Source organism: Mesorhizobium sp. RSR565B (assembly GCF_054719465.1).
In genome coordinates this window covers 3650317-3670536 of the sequence record NZ_JBTTIE010000001.1, presented here as the reverse complement: position 1 = coordinate 3670536, position 20220 = coordinate 3650317, and the positions used below count along the sequence as shown (strand labels likewise).

The following is a 20220-nucleotide window of genomic DNA, read 5'->3' as shown; positions in this document are numbered from 1 at the left end:
TGCGGAGAGCCCAATCCTCGCAGGTGAATCCGCTGTTGGCGGTGGTGAGGAATGGCGCATAAACGGCGCGTATTGAACGCCGCCCGAACGGCAGGTTTCCGGCCTCCTACGCTCCGGACCTGCCATTCCGCTGACGGCCCCAACGCTGCCGGGCTGCAATGCGCCTCATGTCGGACGTTGAGATAACCGGTGCCGATCGCCATGAGCTGAGATCGCAGGCAGATACGCAGGAGTCCCCCTGCGCCGAGCTGACCTTGGCGTCCCTTTGTTTGTCTTGGTAGAGCCGTATCACACGGTTGAGCCTGGAGCCTGTTCATGAACATTCCTAGAGTGATACTGACCCGATAAATCCCATAGATCGATGAAATTCGCGCTACACCTGAGCGGTGCAGTAAAACTTTTCGTAGCGATGAGCGATTATTTTTGGTTTTATTCGGCAAAAAGGAATCGACCAAAAAGGGGGGCGAGTTGGCCGACAACATTGTTTCAGTGGCAATCCATCATCTAGAGAAGACCGACGCTGGCGCCTATCAAGTCCACCCCGGTAACGGGGCGCTCGCTGTGGGGAATACAGCTAGGCGACTGATCGATGACCTGCATCGGCTGTATGCGAGGCGGCCGTCAAAGGCCTACGGCCGTTTCTCGATGGATACCGCTAATTTCCCTACATCGCTCCGACTTGGAGAATACGTCGACGGGGGGTCAACTTTCGAAGAGACGACGTTGGCGCTTATGGACACGCTCGCCAAAGAAGCCGGTGGGCGTCCGGCTTCCGAGGGCGGGCACGTCTTCTTCGCGCATTTCAACCGTGACGAAATCCAATACGTCTTGGTGGCGATCGTCAACGACAAGATCAGCGCCGCGCTTACGGAGAACGCCAACTTAGAAGACGTGAAACATCTCGACGTAGACGGATATCGCTTCGCCGGCCGCGTCAACCTCACGGGCTGGGCGGCGAACGAGGAGCGCTACCTCAGCTTCCTAAAGGGAAAAGGGGCCGTTTCAGAGTATTTCAAGCAATTCTTGGGCTGCGAGACCACGGTGCTGGCCAGGGTCGAGACCACCCACATGGTTCAGGCGCTCAAGCAATTCGCCGACACCCAGCCGATGGAGCCTGCCGAACGGGCCGAGTTCATGGCTCGCGCGATGAACATCTGCACACGCGATGCAAAGGCCGATAAGCCGATCAACTTCACCACCCTCGCAAACGAACTTCACCCTGACGACCCTGAGGCTCTCATCGAATTACTCGCGGACCCCGATCGCGGCCTCAATGACGGCTTCGTCGCGGACCGTCGCGCTCTCAGAGGGCTGGTCGAGTTCAAAGTGAAGACTCCCAACTGGGCGGTTGAGTTTGAGCGCAAAGCACTGCACGAGGGCAAGGTGCGTTTTGATCCCGTCGAAAACAGCATCACCCTGCTGGAGGTGCCAGACCACATCAGGCAGGAACTGACCGAGGAGATCGAAGGTGGCTAAGGCGACGATCACCTGGCCGGATCTGCTGGAAGTCTATCTCAACTCCGTTTGGGACGCCGGCGACAACGGGCACATCACCGTTGCCAACCAAAGTATCTTGGAGACGCTCGGGCTCATTGAAATCTCGGAAAAGGCAGCAGAAGCAGCCGACATCACACCTCTGATCGCCCCCGACCAGGTCAAGCTGGACAGCGTCATCCCTGCTCGAATAGGTTACCCAAAGTATAGTCTCGGCTTGCTCGTCGAGACGTGGGACGGATTGCTCAGAGCCCCGGAACGTCGAGTGGAGGAGTCATCCACCTTCTTTATAAAATCCGACCGCTCACACTCGGGCCTCGTACCGGCTTCAGACGCGCTCGCCAGATACAGGGCGATCCTAAAGTTTGTCGCCACTCTAAGTGGAGCCGCGCTCTTCACCGACGTCCAACATGCGAAGCTAGTCTATTTTGGGGACGGCCGCGTAGAGGTGCCGGTCCGCTACGACGCCAGCGATTTTCGGCTCGTCGAAGCCAAACAGATCGAGGCGCTGGCGGCCACACTGGAAGGCGATATCCACCGAGAGCAAAGGCTCGGCATTCTCGGCGAAGCGGTCACAACTCTCGTGGCTAGCCAACCAGCGGCGAGGCGCTTCGTCTATCTGCTGCAGAATGCGGACGAACTTAAGAAGCGTGTCGACGAAGGATACAAACTTTTTGCGTCGAGTTTTTCGTATTCGAAGATCCGCAGCGAGATCGAGAAGAATCAAGCCGACTATGTCAACCGGGTACACAAGACCTTCACCGACATTCAGGGGCAGTTGTTGGGTCTACCCGTCTCCGCCGTCGTTGTGGCAACCCAGATGAAAGCTACGAACACCTGCGGTCCCGTGGCCATTGCGAACATCGCCATTCTTGGCGGAGCCTGCCTTTTCGTTGCCCTGCTGATCGCCTCGTGCGCAAATCAGTGGCTAACGCTTGGTGCCATCGACCGGGAAATCAAGGGCCAGCGTACCAAGCTCAATTCGGATTTCAGTGAAATCCGCGATATGTTCACGGACGCTTTCGATGCCATCGAGGGACGAATCCGCTGGCATCGCGTCGTGCTGATCGTGATATCCCTTGTTGCGCTCGCCGGGGCCTGGTTCACATGGCAGGGGTATAGTATCGCGACGAAGCTGGATGGGTGGGGGTGTCTCGTCCATGCTGGGATACGCACCGTATAACCATCAGAATGACCATAAGACTGCTGCGGGCCACCAATGGCCAACCGCCGCGATATTTTAACCATCCAAATCTTGGGCGTTTCGAGCCGGGTGCCGGTACAGGGAGGGGACGTTGGCCCACAAGAGTCTGCAGTGTACAGGATTTCCGGCGCGCTATTCAGCGGTCAATAAGTTGACCTCTATAGCCACTAACCGCATGGAATTGGCGTTGTCGCTGATCGCCCTCGGTCCTTGCCATCGACCGCATCAACTGACCGGCGCGTTTTGGTGGTCACTGCGAGGTGTTGTGACAATGTTCAGCCTTCTTGATGCCCAGTTGAAACCGACCCATGGCTTCAAGTCGCAAACGGCCTCTAACCAGAAAACGGACGCGTTCAAGCTGGCGGAGGCGCTGACAAGATGGTTTGCCCAACGCCATTTGGGCGCCGCCGTGGTGGTGCCAGTAGAACAACACGCTGGCACTTTCACCCGCATGTCGAGCTCCGCGCCCTATCCTAAGTCGATGCCGAAGTACTTCCGACACTCTACAAAACCGGCGGCGAAAACGGAGCCCGACTTCTTCGCTTTCCGCGGCCCCGACGACATTCATGTCCTCGAGAGCAAGGGGCGGGCCGGCTTTGCGATGTACGGCGTGCCACAAAGCGTCATCAACGCAGCAAGAAACAAAGCACTGCGCCAAGTATGCGCCATCCAGACTCTCAACGGCATCGCACCCAAAACACGCTCGGCCTGTGTCTTCGCTTTTGATCAGGCTGGCTTGCAGGGTCAGGTGACCGACCCACCGTCGACCGTCCAATTCAACTATGAAGTCGCTTGGCCCCGGTTAATCACCCGAGCCTACGCAACGGTGCTGGATCCTCTTTTTGAGGCGAATCGCGTCGATATCGATAGAGATTACGTCGGCGTCGAGTTCATGCCGGGTTGGAAGTTTGGCATCCACAAGGCGGTCATTAAGCAACTTCGGGACGTGGACGACGAGGAGAGCTTCAAGAGGTTTCTTGGGCTGCTGTCTAACCTGCCAGCGAGCGACGGAGTCACCGCGTCGAAGATCGAGGATCGTAGCTATAGCCCCGATGGCTTCGTCCTAATAGGCACTCCCGATACGTTTGAAACCCCATTGCGCGACATTATCTGCATGTAGCTGCGGAATACAGAACTCTCTGGCTATTATGAGCAAGTTGAACGTCCGTTATTCGCTGGCGGCGCGAGTAATTTGCCTGCCCGCTTCCGGCCCCTTCCCAGTCGTTGAACTTACTTCAGAGAGGACTGTTCAACGATGGGTGCAACGTGCCACTCCACCGCCGCTAGAGCGTTTCAGGTTTTGACGGAAGCGTAACCGGCGTTTTCGAAGTAGTTCTTGCATTCGGCTGCCTCGATGGTTTCGACCAGGTGGCCGATGTGGCGCCAAGTGTCCTCGACGGTGCGCTTCTGAGCTTGGCGCATCCAGTGTTTGATCTTGGCGAAGGCCTGCTCGATCGGATTGAGGTCCGGGGAATAGGGCGGCAGGTACCAGAGCCTGGCGCCGGCAGCCTTGATCATCTGCCTGATGACCGCCGACTTATGACTTCCGAGATTATCCATGACGACGATATCGCCGGGTTTCAGCACGGTGACGAGCTGCTGCTCGACATAAGCGCGGAAGCACTGGCCGTTGATCGGGCCGTCGAAGACGCAAGGTGCTGTGAGCCGATCCCAGCGCAACGCGCCCAGAAAGGTCAGCGTGCGCCAGTGGCCGTGCGGAGCCAAGCCGCGCAGCCGCTTGCCCTTCGGCCCCCAACCTCGCAGCGGAGCCATGTTGGTCTTGATCCAGGTCTCGTCGATGAAGACCAAGCATTTCGGATCGAGGCCGGTCTGCCAGGATCGCCATCGCCAGCGCCTGCGGGCAATATCAGCGCGCGCCTGCTCAAGGGCGAACAGCGTTTTTTTGAAGCTTAGACCCTCGCGGCGCAGGAACATCCAGACCGTATTGTGCGAGACCTTGACCCCGCGCGCATCCAACTCCTCCTTCAGCCGATGCAGCGTCAGATCAGAGGTCTGATTGATCCGATCCACAATGAAAGCTCGATGCGGCTCCAGCACCCTCTTGCGGTGTCCGCCCATCTTGCCCGGCGCCACCGAGCCGGTGGCACGGTAACGCTGCGACCACTTCACCACAGAGGAAACTGCAACACCAAAGCGCGATGCCACCGCACGGCAGTTCTCACCCGCTCCAACTGCTTCAACAACACGCTCACGAAGATCGTTTGAAAGGGCTCGCGTCATCAGATGCTGGCCTCCATCCAGCCAGCATCTTGAATTACAAACACCCTTCTTTGGGAATCCTACGATTCTCTCAAAGGAGGAAATGCTCTAGTCGCTGTTTTTTCGTGATGCACAGGTGTGCCATGAGACAGGATCAGCGACCCACCGATTGATGTCCGACTCCCTCCATCCCGCACCGTTTAAGCTGATCTTGACCTGGGCCGGGAACGTGCCTTCGCCGATTTTTCGGTACATCGTCGAGCGGGACAAGCCGGTCCGCGCGAGGACGGTCTTAAGGCGAATGATACGATCCAGTTCAGGCATGCTGCCTTGCCTTTCGCTGAGAGCATTTGGCACCTGCTGGAACCAGACAGGACAACCCAAGGTCGCCGCGCAATCAGATTTGTCATCGCGTCGATCTGGGGCGTGGGAACGGCGGCAAATCGGAGGGTTTAGATTCCTATGCCACGCCCGCTGCCAATGCCGTGGTTGAACGCGAGTTCCACACCCAGGCGGCGGCCGGATTCGACTTGGATGCCAAGCGCCTTCTTATGATTGGCAAGCAGGGATTCAAGCTGTGGATCGCGTTCAAGGCTCTTGGCCATATCGGACATGGCCGAGCGCGTTGACTTGTAGCCGGACATGTCGCCGGCCTGATACTGCTCCCGTCCCGTCCGTTCGAGCCTTTGCCAACGTTCCACGAAGCGGTCCGCGCGGCGGCCGGGATCTATGTCCCTCCCGGTGCGGATTTCCGTTTCAAGCTGGAGAGCAAGCACGATGCGGCTGACGCGGCCGGCCGCCGCATCGCGGACAAGTTCGGGATTTTTCACATAAGCCGCTTCGGCATCGCGCCAGCCATACGGCCGAACCTTCTCGAAAGCGCCGCGGGCTTCTTTTAGTTCGCGCATCTGCTCGGGACTGCCCTGCCCGTCAGCATTTCCAGTACTGAGGATCGCGTCGATAGCGCGCGCGTGACGAACAAGCGCCTTCGTGCGAGCGCTGCGCAATGCCGCTTCCGCATCCGCCGGCACGTTCGTGTCGCGCGGCACGCCTGTGGCGAGATTTCCTCCGCCGGGCATGGGCCCCGCATGTCCGATCCGCGCCCCGACACTTTCCCTTGCCGGCCCAGGTCCACGTTCCTGGCTGGGCTCGCCGTCTCCGGGCGAGCGCAACCCGTCCAGTAGTCCGCCGATCCTGTCGCGCAGCTTCTCCGGAACGATCCGGCGCACGATCTCCACCACGCGCTCGCGGAACGTGATGCCGCGCCGCTCGGCATAGTGTTGCGCCGGGTTGACCTGCTCGTAATCCGACGCCATGTCCTTGGCGCGGTCGCGTGACAGCGTTCGGTCCAGCCGCTCCCGCGTACTGAAGTCGTCGCCGCCATAATGCAGGTCCATCCTGTCTCGATGCCGGGACAGTGCGACGTAGCTGCCATGTGCATCCATGCCTGGCGTTGCCAGGACATGGGTTCGGTCGACGGTCATGCCCTGCGCCTTGTGAATGGTCGCGGCATAACCGTGGTCAATGTGCGCGTAGTCTTTCAGGTCGAACCGCACCGACCTCCCATCGTCGACGCGAATCGTCATGCTCTGTGTGTTGAGCTCCTCCACGATTCCCAGCGTGCCGTTTTTGACGCCGAGCCCGCGCTCGTTGCGCAAGAACATGACACGGTCGCCGCTGGCGAAGGCCCTTGCACCGCGTTCCACCTTCACGTGAACCTCGCCGCCGAGTTCTCCAGCAGCGCGCAGTCGCTCGCGCGCTGCCTGGTTTAGGGCGCGCACTTCGTCGTTTGTGTGGGTAAGGATGATCCGGCGCGCATCTGGATGCGCCTGCCTGTCGCGATCCCAGCGCTCGACGAGTACACCTCGCGCTTCGTCGCGCGTTGCAGCCTGATGCACCATGCCTTGCGCGTCGTAGGCGCTGATCGCGGCACCGATCCTGCCAGTTGCCAGATCACGCGTGGCATCACGCTGCCAGTCCTCGCGCTGCCGACGCACCCGGCCGATTTCGACACCGCCATGTCGCTCGTGAATGGAACGGAATGCAGCGCCGGCTTCGATTGCCTGCAACTGCTGCGGATCGCCGACGAGGACGACTTTCGCGCCAACGTCCGCCGCATGGGAAAGCACGCGCTCCAACTGGCGCGTGCCGACCATGCCTGCTTCATCGATCACCAGGACATCACGCGCAGTGAGCAGATCCCTGCCCTGTCCCCAGCTGTGTTCCATGCTGGCAATGGTGCGCGACGAGATGCCTGAACCGCTGTCGAGATTCTCGGCTGCAATGCCGGAAAGTGCCGCGCCTCGGACTTCATAGCCCGCCGCTGACCATGCCTGGCGCGCAACGCCCAGCATGGCGCTCTTTCCGGTTCCGGCAAAGCCGACGATGACACCAAGACTTCGGCCGTCGGTGATATGCGCAAGCGCATCGGTCTGCTCGCCCGAAAGGATAAGCCCGCGTTGCGCAGCCAGCGCCAGCGCTGCCCGGCGATGTACGTCACTGGCCGCGTGACGCCCCTCCCCAGCCATGCGTTCCGCCGCGTGGTGAAGGCGCTGTTCGGTCTCGATCATCTGCCGGGTGGTGAAGCGGTCTTCGCCGCGTCCGTCCTTGCCGAGCTCGACCAGATCAGGGGCGCTGCTGATGGCTGCCATGACCGCGTTGAACTGCTCCACTCCATCGCTGTGCCGATGCGAGAACTTCGCGATGTCCTTGACGGTGAAGGTCGATTGCTGATGGGTGATGGCATCCAGAGCCACGGACGGTTCCGCAATGATCCGCACACCATTGTTGCGCGCGATCTCGCGATGCAGTTCGGCGCGATCTGCTTGAATGTTGCCAGCAGCAAGGCCACTGCCCTCGATGCGTTGCGCCGGCGCACCAATCTGGGTCTGCGGCTCCAGAGCAATGCCCTGCGCTTCCAGACTGCGATGATCGATGCGGGCGTCGATGTCGAGTTCGGCCAAGCGCTCATTGGCCAGCTCCGCCCATCGCTCGCGCCAGCGCTCGACCAGTTCGGTGCGGTTCCAGTCTCGAACCTTGGCACCAAAACCGTTCTCGTCTGCGGACCGCATGGTGAGCATGACATGAGCATGCGGCTTGGGACTGCCATCCTCCGCCCTGTCCCAATGCACATTGAGATCGGCGACCATCCCTTGGCAGACAAACTCGGCTTGCACGAAGTCACGCGCCAGTTCGATGCCTTGCGCCTGGTTCAGTTCGCGCGGCAGGGCAAACTCCACCTCGCGGGCAAGTTGGGCATCCTTGCGCCCCTCGAACGCCTCGACATCGTTCCACAGTCGTTCGCGGTCGCTCCAGGTCGCCGGTGCGTTCTCCGGCAGCATGACCTCGGAATGAACGACACCGCGCTTGGCCGAAAAATCATGGCTGCGCTCGATCCTCTCGTCGCGTAACCGCGAGGCCGAGCGGTAGGCGGCTGACGCGACAGCGCTTGAGCCTGCCTTGCGGCCAATGACCTTGACGTGAAGATGATAGATCGCCATCGCGACAGGATCATTTGCACGTCAAAGCGCACGTCGGCACGACGTATAAGCGCGCCCTCCCTCGAAAAAATCTCGGGATGGACCAGCCCGTCCCGGGCTGTCTCGGCAACCCTGAAGCCTTCCGGCAGACGCTCCCCTATCATCGCCACATCGACAACCGATGGAGATAGCCATGCGTAAACCACGGGATTTTGACGCCGAACTGAAGGCACTGGAAGACAAGGCGCGAGAACTCAAGACGCGAAAGGTGCAGCAGCTAGGCGAACTGGTGATCGCCACCGGCGCCGATCAGCTCAGCACCGAAGAACTGGCCGGCGCGTTGGTCGCAATCACTGAGACGGAGGACGCCGCAAAGCGTGAGGCATGGGCCAAGCGTGGGGTAATGTTTTTCGACAACGGGTCCCGGCGAACTGCTCCGACACCTAAGCGCAACCCTCGCAGCGCTGCAGCGCAACTGGGCAACACACAATCGCCGGCAAGCGGCTCTGGCTCGCAATGACATGCGCACATGGCAAATCGAGCACCGCAAACGCACCCGACATCTGATCGAACTCGGGGGTCTCGTCGTGAAGGCAGGCATTGTTGATCTGATTGCCGATGATCGCGCTATCATCTACGGCGCGCTGCTCTGGATCGCCGCCAAGCTGCAGAGCCATGAAGGCGAGCATGCTCGGAACCTATGGCTAGCGAGAGGAAGGCAAGCGTTCGATGGGGAACGGCACGAGGAGCGAAAGGATTAGTAGCGAGACCGAGCCAGGAGGAGCAACAAGAAAAATCGTCAGGGGACCACCCGGTTCGCAGCGAGTGAGGCGCAGCCGAGAGATTGGGGGATGGTGATTTTGTTGTTGCCAAGGTGTGAGGGGGGGCCTCTGACCCCTATCTTGGGCAAAGGATCGTCACCCAACGGGCGGAGACGCGCAGCGGCTTCGGGCGCGTGCGCCTAGAGCCCGGTCCTGCTCAGGGGGATGACCCACAAATCGTCGAGTAGTCTACGGAAGGCTCAAAGTTTCTTCGTTGGCCTCTTGCGGCGAGACCTACGCTCTTCAACGATCAACTGTGCGGGCTTGGCCAAACGGGAAACGGCGGGCGCCTTAAGCGCTTTGAGTCTTTTGAGTTTTGCGTCAGGCTTTCCGTTGAGTTGGCTTTCATATTCCTCGATAACAGTCGTTGCTAGTTCGACAACTCCGCGTAGCTTGTCTGCGCGATCCTTCAGCAGCTTCCGCTGCTCTTCGTCGGGATCGCTTGTGTCAGCGAGATCGCCGTCCGCAATAATGATCCGCAAGATCGGCAATTCAATCTGCTCAAGGCCAGCCTTCTGGGCAAGCGCGACCCATTCCTTTGATTTGTCGATCGCGTTGTCTGCGGCGTTCGCCAGGCATTGCCTAATGAGGATGCGCGCGGAATAGTCGAGACGCTCCGCCAATTGCAGCCATTGTTGCGACGCTTTGCTTTCCTTGCGTGCATCCCGGGGCGGCAATGGCGGTTGAAAATAGCGATACGGCCCGGCGTCAGTATGGAGCGACGCCAACGTTCTTAATATTGGTTCGAGTTCCTGAAACGGACGGCTGCCAGTTGGCAGCTCGTGCCTGTGTTGCCAAAGCGCGAAGATCGCATCGCGGCATGCTATGACACGCTGCGGGTAGTCTTTCGCTGTCTTTTGCTCGGCATTCTTAATTTGCTCGGCAAGATAGTGGACCATCCAGCGCGAGAGCGTGTCATTGGTGTCGGCGAGCTTCAGATCGGCGATGAGCTTTTTGCCAAGGGCCAAGATCGCGTCAGCATGATTCGACACTTCCGTCGGCCCTGAGAAGGAAGAGTTGGACCGTGGGCGGGGTTTGCTTGCTGTCATCGTAGTCTCGGCTTTCATATCGAGAGTAGCTGCGCCGTCGCTCGATTTCCACTTCAACGATCATATCCATGTGGAGCTTGCGCAATAGTTCCCGGATGAATGGCCGCGAAGCATGAATTCGGCTTCCGCGCCTATCGCCAGCGTCCACGTCATCCTGCTCATGAAACATGCCCCAGGTCTCACTAACGATGGCGGCGGGCTCTTTGTCGTCTAACAGCCAGTTCCGGCCTTCGCGGTCGGCGGTCAATTTCATCGCAGAGATAACATCTCCCGATGGCCGCGGTGCCGGGTAGCGAATATCCCCCGCCCAGGGATCTTTGCCGTCAATGCCCCGGTCTCGCGTGCGATCAACAATCCAGCCCCGCAAGCGGAATGCGCCCGAATTGATGTCCCGCTCACCCATGGCTTCAGGGATGGCGTAGTCATGGTGGTTGTCGGCACTTTGCAATGCACGAAGCAGCGCCGATGCCCTCTCGGGCGAAACAAGGGCGCTTCGGATCGTGCACTCTTCCTGTTGCCTGCCTGACAACGCATTCCAGTGACCCCAAAGCGTTATCATTCCTGGCGATGGGGAAAACACGCGATCTATGTCGGTGCGGACAACGGATGACGGCCAATCGGCGTCTTTGATGTCATTTTTCCAAGAGAGGGTGTCGAGGGGGATGGGGTCTCGGCGGTCGGCGAGCCAATAACCGTCCTTGCGGGATAAGTCGTGGTATGATCGGAACCATTCTGAAAAATCGTCTTCGGTCGAGTCGGGGCTACGATAGGTTGGCATCGTGTCCAGAAGCCGACCGGCCACAACCATAATAGCATGGGAAGTCATATAAGAGCGGAGATCGTCGACGCTCGGAGATGATCCGTGCGAATGCCGTGTGTCGTTATAGTCGAACATTTTACGCCGGCTTCGCGCGTCTTCTTCCCAATGCAAGCGCCCGAGATAATGCCAATCGGAGGTTATGACCGCCTCCGCCCGCTGCTGAACGTCATTGCCCAAGAGGCCGAAGCACTTCGCCAGCGGCGGGAACCAGTAGGACTCCATGTCGTAATCAAAATAGAAGCGGTCGTCGCCGCCCGTCTTTTGCGACGAACGCGCGCTTCCCCGCTCATGGGAGTGTTCTTCAATCGCCGGGAACTGCGATACATTCACAGCCAAGATTTGTGCGCGTAACCCCGGATCCAGCAATCCGGCATCGATCAGTGCGAGCGCCGCCCGTTTCGCCATTTCACGAATGACGACATGCGCCTCTGACGGGGCCACATGTTTGAGGATGAAATCGGCGTGGTTGGCAACAACATCGGGGCAATCCCTGGCAGCGCGCGCGAAAGCAATCAGCAGCCACTGGCGCGCATGCAGGTTGTAGAAAAACAAGCCGGCATCGGCAAAGACGCCACCTGAATTGCCGTCGACAAACGCCACCAGGGCAGAAACGATCCTGCGATGCTGAAGCACGCAGAGACCATGAACCACATGTGCGGCCTCCCAGCGCCTTGACGCGCGGGGCGAAGCGAGTGAGCCAAAGACATATCCTGCAACGGCGCCATCGATGTCACCTACCGGCGCAAGAGCCGTAGTCCATGGCCCATCGCCGTCGGTCTCTTTAAGGACCGCATCGAAAAGTTTCAGGCCAAAGCCAAGCGCGTCCAATGCCTCAGTGCGGCTTAGCTTGCCAGCAAGCAGCCCCACAAGCGTAAACAACCGGCCAACATCGATGATCTCCGTGACTTCGCCGATGCCTGCCAGAACGACGTCAAGCACATCGCCTTCAGGAACACCGGCCAGTTGGCAGGCGGTCTTGAACGGCAACACTTCGTAATACCGGCCACGGGTTACATCCATACAGTACCGGCGGCAGAAAGTGCGCAAGGTCGTTGCAATCGCTGCTTGCGCAGAGAGCCCCGTTTTCCATGCAACGGGGATGTTCTCGAGGAAGCTTCGCAGGTGGTAAAGGTCAAATTCAGGCACTTCGGCCAATGCGGCTACAAACTCGGCTTCCTTTCCGGCGGGAATGCGCGCGATGGCCTGCTGGAAAAATTGATCCTGAAAAAATGGCGGCTCGGAGTTGCGGAACCGCTGCTGAGCTTGCGCGAGTTCATTAGCTACAGCAGGGTCGACGCCCCGGAAAATAGCGCGCCAATCCTTTTTGGCATCTTCCTTCCAGCGCTTCGACGGACGGCCTTTTCCAGTCCCCTCTTCGTCGTCGCCCTTCTTCTCGTTGCGCTCTTGATGGTCTAGGCGCTCTTGGATGTCAGGCGCCACAATTCCGTGTTTGGCGAAGAGGTCTTTTAGCTTGCGCCACGACGAGACCGTGTGTCCCTGCATAATTATGTAGTGGTAGCCCAAGTCCGCAACACGCTGCTTCTCGGCCTTCGTCCCGCAGGCATCGAGCGCGGAAGCGAGTACATCCGCCTCATCCCATTCCGCTCGGAACCCAATCAGGGGGAGGGCCTTGCGGGCGTCCAGCACTTTTCGTTCAATAAGGAACTCTACCGCTATCCGCAAAACCCTGCCGGCCCGACCAAAGGCGCGGTCGCGCCACCGGCTCAATATCGCGAAGGATGATACAGGACAAAGAGCTGCGATGGCTTCAACTGTCCGATGCCAGTCGAAATGCTTGTCTCGCGCAACATAGTCATAGGTCACTTCGGCGCAGCGAGCTAGGGTGTATGCCATTTCAGCAGAAGGCTGGGTCGGATTGGCGGCGGCCTCGGCTAAATCCAACAGCGCTGCCCAGCGGTCCGTATTTTCGTCGCCAACCTTGCTCGCTACTTCAACAGCTTGATTGAAATAAGCCTCGGCTTCCGACCGGCTCGCGGCGAGCACCGACCTTGCCAAGCTCACATACATTTCGGCTTTTGTATCAGCGCCGTCGCGTTCATCCTTTGTCAGGTTAAACGCTTGGCTTGCATAGTGAAGCGCCTGACCGGCCAGCCCCCCAACCCGTGCCATCGAGCGGGCAAGCCGCGCGAGCGTCGGCGTGTAAAGAGGCCGCTTTAACGCTGCAACCCAGTCCGTGAAATTCTGGATGGCGGTGCTGTTCGCGGCCTTGGCGCTCACGAGGATCGCCAACCACAATTCTGCAACCTGGTCCGCGGTGCGCCATTCTTCGCGGTAATTAATCCGTGCGGCTGAAGCGGACTCTTTGAGTGTCCGCGCAATCGCGCTCGCCAACCCTGCCTTACCTGCGTTCCTTACCAGGCGTTCCGCCCAAAGAGTGTGCCAGGGCAATAAGGCTCCGACGTCTTCTTTGAACTCCTGGGCTTCTTGCGAGTAGGAATGGTTTTTCTCCTTTTCAATCTCCGCACGAAGCTCGGCATGCGCAAGATCAAGTAAGTCCAGTGTCTTCCCGAGCAGTGCTGCACGTAAGGCATAAGCTCGAAGCAGAGGCGACCGTGCGTCGTTGAAACGGGTCCCCAATCCGCGCGGAGGCTCCTTGGGCAGGTAGCGCGACAAAAGCTTTGCGAGCGCGGCCTTTGTGCCGATCGATAGTTGATGGCAGGCTTCGACCAACGCCGTGACGGCCATCAAAGGGCGTTCATGGCCGTTCCAATTTTCACCCGTGCTAACCATGAATGACGGTTTGCACAGTTGCTTGAGGCACCTTGCCAGCGCCTCCTTCGGCGGCGTCCGGCAAACCTCACGCAACTCCACGACGATAGCGAGCACGAGATAGACGTTATCACCTGCCGCAAGTGCAAGCTCGTCAAGGTCCTCGTAACGGCTGTGATCGACGAAGCGATGCGCAAGGTAGCGCCCAACGCTGAAAGGAACGGAGGGCGGTGTCCATCCCTCAAGGCTATTTACGCAAGCGCGCGCACCATGGATATTAAAGTATGCGATAGCCATTTCACCGATGTCATTGTCGGCCATCGTCTCTCGCGCGCGGTCCTTGTCGGGAAGCCGTGACCAGTTGCGCACCCATTCCACCGCCATTCGCAATCGGCTACGCGCATCGCCTTGCAATTCGGCGTGGCCAGACATGAGCGCGGCTTCATAGGCATTGTGTGAGCCGACCCACCGCGAGCCAAAGATTTTACGCGAAACAAGTTCCTGAATGCGGTCCCCCTCCATAAGGGCCGAAACCAGATCCGTGTTTCCCTGCAGCAGCGCCCGCTGGCGCTCATCACCTGCCGTCTCGCCGCCAGTCTTCAATGCGAGTTTAGCAGCGTCCAGATAGCGCTTGGCCCGGAGGCTCGCCTTCAGCGCAAATTGCAGGCGCTGAAGCTCGACGTCACGCCGGTCGAGCGGGTTGAGTTCCGGTAGCCCCTCCGATGACAGTGCGAGCGCTACCAACTCGTCAAACTGCCCCGCCTCCAGCATAAGTTGCGGCAGCGCCGCTGCGACATAGGCGCTGCCGGACGATAGCGGCTTGATGCTGGCAATGAATGCGGTGAGATCGGCCGCTGTCGGTTTGAACCTCTCACGGAACCAGCTTTCGGAAGGCTCGTCAAAAAACTGGATGGTTTCGCCCGTGACGATAAGCGGGCGCCGAAGGTCATATGCAAAGCTCTTGATGGCCGAGGCCGAAACCCCTGACATCGAAGACAGGACCGAAATCGGAACAAGCGGCCGCAATGCAGCAAGGGCTACACAGATGCGGTCGATCTGGGCTTTCTCTACGGAGCCGGCCTCATCGCGCAACTTGGCAATCGCGGCGGACAGCAGATTGCCAATTGCTTTTTCGACGGTGGTCGGGTTTGGGCCAAGCTCTCGGAGGATTTCTGGGAGTGTCCCGCCGGCTGAAAGGGCGAGCGCCTGGACACGCGGATTCTTGGAGCTTAGGCGGTGAAATTCGTCGATATCCTGTTCACTAGAGTCGGGGAATACCTGACGCAGATGGGCGGCGGTCTCGTCCCGGCTGAAGGATTCCAGTTCAAGGGATAGCGTGTTCGGCGGCGGGTCCAATTTCTCCTGGCGGTGAGACCTACAAAGGGCGACGATCCGGACCCCATCCGGTATCTGCTCCCTTAGCAAATCGCGGATGAAAGCACGCGCCTCGCCAATCTCTTCCGCCGCCATCTGTGCGTTGTCGGCGGCATCGATGATGATGCAAAGCAGGGCATCCGGATTTTCCGCGCGAAGAAGGCCGGCGGCCTGCTCAAGGCGAAAGAGAAACTTCTTGAGGTAATCAACGGCCCCTGCCCGTGAAGTGGGGATCAAGAGGTGACACAGCGTCTTTCCAGCGAGTTCGTTGGCGATTTGAACGAGAGCGTCTTTGTGACGGTGGCGATAGCCGGTGGCGCTGCGGTATTGGCCGTTTCCGAAGCAATCGTAGAGGATGCTCGCAGAACCTAGTGGAAGCCCGAGATGAATGCGGCTGGCAAAGATCGACTTGCCAATACCTCCTTCGGCATGCACCACGACAGGCCGGTTTGCAGCACCGACAATAGCGTTGACGAGATCGCGCTCCTGTTCGCGCGGAACGGCGTTGCTTAACTGCTCGATGCGGCACGGCGCGGGATAAAGCCGTCCTTCGTCGGCCTTTAACGCCCGAAGCACATCCATGCGTTCAATGCTGGGATTGGATGCGGCCTGCGAGAGAGCCTTGCAGTTCACAAGCTCCTTTAGTTGGACTGGCGCATCGACATCCGCATCCGGCAAGTACTGGCTGACATCTTGGAAAAGAATATTCCTTTGATCCCATAACGCATCATGCCTGCCCTCCAGCTTCAGCAATTTGCAGAAATCCGCGAGTTTAGTTCCCTTAAGGCCGGTATATGTTTCTAGCTTCCTCAAGTCGGCCGGCTTGACCACAAGTACATTCGCCGCATTCTCGACTGCTTTAATCACCGCCGGGCTGATTGGCCGGTTCGATACGAAAACAAACTCGAGGGTGGGATAGCTACCATTCTTCGAAAAGCCAGCGAGAATGGCTTTGTACCGTTTGGCAAAGCCGGCGATCGTGTTTTCAAGCCCGCTTGCTGGCCAAGGCTTGTTCGGCGCCTCGGTCGAATGTTTGAGCTGGATGTACCGGACAAGGGTTGCTTTAGCAAAATCACGGTCCCCAAAGTACTCCGCGAGATCGATCACTTCCTCTCCCGCTGTGATCGGTCCCTTTGCGGTCTTATCTGATGGGGATGCGCCCTCGACAGTTACCGATTTGAGGTCGGATTCAGGCGGCAGAAGATTGAGGCAGCGGCGCGCGGCCCACAGGTAGTGAAATTGGTCGCCGTCACGGCTCGGTCTGACCAAATTGGTCGTCGTGGCTTTCTTTTTCGCAGGCTTGCGCAAGGGACTATCAACTCGCCATGATGGGACTATTGGAATTTTGTGCGATTCTGATTCGCAATCATAGTCCGGGCCAATACTTCCTGACGAAAACTTTCAACTAACCGCTTCAATTGGCTATAAATTACTCCTTCCCAGCGTGTTTGGCCGGCTTACGACGGCGGTAGCCTTTGGTGAGAACCCATATTGGAAACACTTGGTCGTACGTTTCTTCTCCCGAAATTCGTTGCCTTGGATTCTTCCCATCTCGGCGCTATCGCCGGGGACAAGGCGAGCAAGGACAGCGCGCGCGTAAGGCGGGCCGAAGCCTTCGATCAGGCTTTCATGGAAACCGGTAGTGTTTTGCTGCTCTCCTGGCATCATTTTCAGGAGCTGTTTTCGCACCGAAGCGAGGAAGTGGCCGCGCAACGCGTCGCGTACCTTCAGTCGCTGCCCTTGGTCGCCGCCATCGACTCCTTCCTTAAGGAAGACATCGTTGGTTCAGTCGCCGATCTGCAATCCTTCGAAATAGCCGCCGCATTTCAAAATCCGGCGGCAAGCGCGACCTCCGTTCGCGAAGAAGCGGCGAAGACCATCTTTCGCATCACGAGCGGCGCTGAACTCGTCCGGCCATTTCTCGAAAGCTGGACGGCGCTGCGCGAAGGTTTCGGCGACAGTGAAGAACACACCCGCGAAGTGGTGGCCATTTCAAAATCCAGCTTCGCCGGGAACTCTGACGCCAAGGTAGGGGACCTCTTGAAGGATGGGATGCGGGCGCCGGGTGATATGCTACGGCAGTTCCAGCGCCTCCATCGCGGCCTTGCGGCAGATATCAGGGAGCGTGGTGATACGCGCATTCCCGATGCGGACCATACAACGCGCGCTTTCATGAAAGACGTCATACGCGTTGGCACGGAGGTCGTTCGCCCCGACAATCCCGGCCTCCGGATTCTGCAAGCCTGGGGATTTGACCTGTCGGATATCGGCCCTGACACGACCCTCGGCGACATCGGTGACATGGCGGTTTTCCGCAGAAAACTGGAAGTGCTGAACGTAAAGTTAAGGCTGCCCTGGCCGGAGCTCATTGCGCGTGTAAAGGAGGACCGATTGCCCTCGGGGATCATCTACAATGCCATTCGACGCTTCCACCCTAATACCCATGAATGGGACGGTAGTGAACTGACAGACCGCTATCTGGCCTGCCTCGCCGCTTATGCCGACGTGACCTATGTCGACAAACGAACCTATGAAGCCTTCAGGCTTGCCCGGCAGAAATCGGAAACATTTGCCGCCCTCGCTCGACATGTCGAAAAGGCCGGAAGTTATGACGCGATACCCGGTCAGCTGGCGGCGCGATTTGCACAAGTGGCGACCACCTAACTTTCAAGGCCCGCGTTCAATACGGCATGTCGATCACGGCGCCCGGCTCCCGGTCAGCCAATCCCCAAAACCGCGTTAGAGCGCGCACGTAGCGCGTGAAGTCGCTGTCGGAGAGCTGAATGCCTTCACTGAGAATGGCATGCTCTTCCGATTTTGCAGCGACGGTGTCGTCCGCATAGCGCCAAAGGTGAGGAGCACAGGCACGCAACTTGATCAAAGAACCTCCGTCGCCCTGCCGAACGGCGTTTCCTAACAGATGCAATTCCTCGATTGTTGCCCTCACCTGCCCTGTTTCCAGATCGAGGCCATGACGCAAACCCACGCCTCGGACAAGTTTATTGACTTCAACAGTGGCAATACCGGGACGCCGATCGTCCAGGACATATACCCTTGCCCAAATCCGGAGTTGGCGCTCAAAGAGGCCGTCAAGTGTGAGCGCAAAGCTGCGTCGCGCTTCGAAAGCGAGCATGTTCGACGTGTGCATTTGGGCGTGTTCGAGAAACTCCGCCATGGATGCCGCAGACCCGCTGGTCTTTACGCCGCTATGGAGTGGCAGGTTGTCCAGCGCAGGCAGCACGATGCGCTTGTAGAAACGATGGATGTCGGCCTGAAAAATTCGGGGCAGCAAATCTTGGGGCATAGACACCGCTTGAATTGAAAATCGCTGTTGCATCGACCGTAGCGAAGATGGCAGGCAGACGACCACACGTGGGCTACGGCGCCAAACCTGCTTAGCCAACCGGCCGCCATGTCATTAGCAAGCAGCTTGAACACAACCCGCCTTCACCCGCCTCCTCGGCATGGCCGTATTTGCCTGACCAGCAATGCCGCCGAGCGAGCGCCCGCAAACCCTCTTCGCCTGCTCCGACTGCGGCGGCGAACGCGCCGCCGCCATGGTTACGCTCATCGAAACCGGCAAGCTGAACGATATCGGCCCGCAAGCCGGGCTCGCCGACACTCTGCCGATCGGGCAGGCCTGCATCACCCAGCTAATGCAGCCCGACCGGAGGCCTAATGCTTAGGACCAGAGCCCGAATGGGTTCTTCGCCCGAACGGGGGGCGACGACATGGAAGCTTGCCCCGACCAGATCGGCGGCACTGTGGCAGCATGGGTGCCGATGCCGAGATATAGGGTCGAAAGTCTTCGCATAAATTCCTACTCGTCCACCCGAAGCGTGCCTTTGTGCGGCCTCAACTCACACGCCGCACCCTTCTTTGCTCCGATCCGGCGGCCACTTCAAAATTGCGTGCAAAGCAGCCACCTAACTCCGGGGAATCAAATCACCAGCTAGGTATGCTGGTGGAAGGCTAAGACCCACTCCCCGGTTTCAGGGTCTTGAACCATTTCTCGCTTACACTGCTTCTTGTAGCGCGGGTCTGGGTTATCGTGTGGGAGCATATCGGAGCGTTCGACCTGATGCACATATTCAAGGTAGGTCTCAATCTTCGAACTTCCGCGTACCTCACCATAGCGTCCGCCCATGCGTTAAAATCCCGGTTTCGACCCCGGTATAAATGGGAACGAACTGCGTGAGGCAAAAGGATTCGCAGACCGACCTAACGCGGCGACTTCAACACGCCAGACGCGAGGCAAGATACGCCAAAAAGCTTCATCTCCCGTTTGATGTTCGCCGTTTCAGCGGGGCTTGCATGAGGTGTAATCATCACTTGATTGATGAACGTCTTCGCCTCGATGTCGATATAGACACCCTCTCTCAATGCCTGCTTGTCCAGCCAAAGGAGTCTCACTTCGTCTTCGAACTTGAAGGCCCGCCGCTTGTGCAACAGCATGGTCGCGGCCATCCGGGTAACTTCTTTCTTCGATCCTTCTGCGATCGACTGAGCCAGACGAACAAGAGTTCTCTCGCCACGATACTGGACGCGGCCTAGAAAAGCGGAGCCGGCGCTGTTCTCGATGAGGGCTTTTGCCGCGTTCACCATCGCGTCCACACGACAGCGGATTCGGACAACAGGAGTTTCTTTTTCGGGACCAAAGCCTGCCATTCGCCAACGCGGTTCGTCATGTGCACCTGTGGTCCAACACGAGCCGTACGATTGAAATCCCGACAAGGGACCGGGGCGATTGAACAGACGATCGCACCACCACCGCTCATAGGGGTCCTGCCAACATCGAACGGGCGAGAGCCGCAGTTTGTTTGTTTCGAAAATCAGCTTGGCGTAACGCCATTCCAGCATGTGATAGAGGAATGGCTTTGTGATTGCGGGATCCGTCATCACTTTCCGGCCGTCGGCGCCGCGCTCGACGAGGGACCAAGAGATGGGATGCTTCTGGTCGATGATCATGACTGATTCCCAAGAGCCCGCTTGGCACTCTAATCGGCTCATTCAGTAGCTAAACCAATAA

At 58.7% G+C, this 20220-nt stretch carries 13 protein-coding genes and 1 pseudogene; 7 read left to right on the top strand and 7 right to left on the bottom strand.

Annotation, left to right across the window (positions count from 1 at the left end; all coding sequences use genetic code 11):
* Positions 1-468: 468 nt before the first annotated feature.
* From ACYG9R_RS17800 to ACYG9R_RS17790, 3 genes are all read left to right on the top strand, one after another.
* Positions 469-1476 (top strand): nucleoid-associated protein, encoded by a 1008-nt coding sequence (locus tag ACYG9R_RS17800; RefSeq protein WP_031199201.1) that lies wholly within the window; start codon positions 469-471, stop codon positions 1474-1476.
* Complete coding sequence (locus ACYG9R_RS17795) at positions 1469-2677, top strand: hypothetical protein (RefSeq protein ID WP_023683408.1); 1209 nt, start codon at positions 1469-1471, stop codon at positions 2675-2677. The genes ACYG9R_RS17800 and ACYG9R_RS17795 overlap by 8 nt, the downstream gene beginning before the upstream one ends.
* A 112-nt stretch (positions 2678-2789) precedes the next feature.
* Positions 2790-3818, top strand: a complete 1029-nt coding sequence (locus ACYG9R_RS17790; RefSeq protein WP_155923207.1) for a hypothetical protein — start codon at positions 2790-2792, stop codon at positions 3816-3818.
* Positions 3819-3991: 173 nt separating this feature from the next.
* On the opposite strand, the gene ACYG9R_RS17785 is transcribed toward ACYG9R_RS17790, so the two are convergent.
* The 3 genes from ACYG9R_RS17785 to traA form a co-directional block, all read right to left on the bottom strand.
* Positions 3992-4942 (bottom strand): IS630 family transposase, encoded by a 951-nt coding sequence (locus ACYG9R_RS17785; RefSeq protein ID WP_280800227.1) that lies wholly within the window; start codon positions 4940-4942, stop codon positions 3992-3994.
* 84 nt (positions 4943-5026) lie between these two features.
* Complete coding sequence (locus ACYG9R_RS17780) at positions 5027-5242, bottom strand: helix-turn-helix transcriptional regulator (protein ID WP_032885734.1); 216 nt, start codon at positions 5240-5242, stop codon at positions 5027-5029.
* 128 nt (positions 5243-5370) lie between these two features.
* Positions 5371-8418: a Ti-type conjugative transfer relaxase TraA gene (gene traA, locus ACYG9R_RS17775; protein WP_023823358.1), complete on the bottom strand. Its 3048-nt coding sequence runs from the start codon at positions 8416-8418 to the stop codon at positions 5371-5373.
* A 172-nt stretch (positions 8419-8590) separates the two neighbouring features.
* On the opposite strand from traA, the gene ACYG9R_RS17770 reads away from it, so the two are divergent.
* Both ACYG9R_RS17770 and ACYG9R_RS17765 read left to right on the top strand, forming a co-directional pair.
* Positions 8591-8917: a conjugal transfer protein TraD gene (locus ACYG9R_RS17770; RefSeq protein ID WP_023823357.1), complete on the top strand. Its 327-nt coding sequence runs from the start codon at positions 8591-8593 to the stop codon at positions 8915-8917.
* A 1-nt stretch (position 8918) separates the two neighbouring features.
* Positions 8919-9158: a conjugal transfer protein TraD gene (locus ACYG9R_RS17765; protein ID WP_023683413.1), complete on the top strand. Its 240-nt coding sequence runs from the start codon at positions 8919-8921 to the stop codon at positions 9156-9158.
* Positions 9159-9418: 260 nt separating this feature from the next.
* Here the strand turns inward: ACYG9R_RS17765 and avs3b are convergent, their stop codons facing one another.
* Positions 9419-10186, bottom strand: a complete 768-nt coding sequence (gene avs3b / locus ACYG9R_RS17760; RefSeq protein WP_050591973.1) for an AVAST type 3 anti-phage proein Avs3b — start codon at positions 10184-10186, stop codon at positions 9419-9421.
* A gap of 7 nt (positions 10187-10193) precedes the next feature.
* On the bottom strand, positions 10194-16499 hold the full coding sequence (avs3a, locus tag ACYG9R_RS17755; RefSeq protein WP_023823355.1) for an AVAST type 3 anti-phage nuclease/ATPase Avs3a: 6306 nt from the start codon (positions 16497-16499) through the stop codon (positions 10194-10196).
* Between the two features lie 183 nt (positions 16500-16682).
* Here avs3a and ACYG9R_RS17750 point away from each other — a divergent pair, with 183 nt between their 5' ends.
* The gene (locus ACYG9R_RS17750; protein ID WP_155923206.1) at positions 16683-17855 is read left to right on the top strand and encodes a hypothetical protein; all 1173 of its coding nucleotides are present in this window, start codon (positions 16683-16685) and stop codon (positions 17853-17855) included.
* A gap of 16 nt (positions 17856-17871) precedes the next feature.
* On the opposite strand, the gene ACYG9R_RS17745 is transcribed toward ACYG9R_RS17750, so the two are convergent.
* Positions 17872-18528, bottom strand: coding sequence for a hypothetical protein (locus ACYG9R_RS17745; protein ID WP_155923204.1), 657 nt, complete (start codon positions 18526-18528; stop codon positions 17872-17874).
* A gap of 123 nt (positions 18529-18651) precedes the next feature.
* On the opposite strand from ACYG9R_RS17745, the pseudogene ACYG9R_RS17740 reads away from it, so the two are divergent.
* Positions 18652-18877, top strand: a pseudogene (locus ACYG9R_RS17740) (hypothetical protein); the annotation flags it as partial.
* 535 nt (positions 18878-19412) lie between these two features.
* Here the strand turns inward: ACYG9R_RS17740 and ACYG9R_RS17735 are convergent.
* Positions 19413-20159, bottom strand: coding sequence for a hypothetical protein (locus ACYG9R_RS17735; RefSeq protein ID WP_023683420.1), 747 nt, complete (start codon positions 20157-20159; stop codon positions 19413-19415).
* Positions 20160-20220 lie beyond the last annotated feature (61 nt).